At 46.4% G+C, this 800-nt stretch carries 1 protein-coding gene; it reads right to left on the minus strand.

What is annotated here, in order from left to right; genetic code table 11:
* The coding region (locus tag SP90_RS16400) for a calcium-binding protein (protein ID WP_269449378.1) at window positions 1-800 on the minus strand (800 nt) is incomplete at both ends.

Raw genomic sequence — 800 nt, forward strand, 5'->3', positions numbered from 1 at the left:
GAACCAGATTTTCCGTCGGGATTGTCATAGATAGTGTCATGACCATCACCAATGTTGAAGATATAGGTGTCATTATCAATGCCGCCGTAGATGGTATCATCGCCATGCCCACCGGTAACGGTGTTATTGCCGGCACCTAGTCTGATAGTGTCATTGCCGTCACCGCCTGTGACAGTGTCATTTCCTGCCCCAGAGTCGATAATGTCAGCGCCAGACCCTCCGTCTATGGTGTCTTTCCCTGAACTAGTAGTTAAGGTGTCGTTGCCGGCTCCTCCAGACACGTAGTTATCACCGTAGCTAGCATCAATGGTGTCATTTCCGGCACCACCATAGATGTAGTCTGCATTGCCGCCGCCAGTGATCTTGTCGTCGCCGTCTTCACCATAAGCAGTAAGTGGGCCGCCAGCAGAGGAAATGGTATCGTCACCTGTTCCGGCGTAGATAGTAGTTGCACCAGTTCCTGCTGTAATAACATCATTACCGCTAAGTGCATTGACAGTTACAGGCATAACAAAGGCAGACATGTCTACAATATCAATGTCTTCGGTGAGGTTGTTAAGGGTAAATTTGATGTTGGAAGTTGAGATAGTGGTGTCGTCTGAGAATGTCAGAGATTCAATTCGGCTGTAATACTGTGTCATGACATTCTTAACGCGAATAGAATCAGCAGGGTTATTTTTAAATGTAATAAGCCAGTCCTGCGCATCAACCGTGAGTGTTAACTGGTCAAATGTAATACCTTCTCCAAAGGTAATTTTGTCACTGTATGAACCAGATTTTCCGTCGGGATTGTCATAGAT

Source organism: Halodesulfovibrio spirochaetisodalis (genome assembly GCF_001672295.1).
Classification (GTDB): Bacteria; Desulfobacterota; Desulfovibrionia; order Desulfovibrionales; family Desulfovibrionaceae; genus Halodesulfovibrio; species Halodesulfovibrio spirochaetisodalis.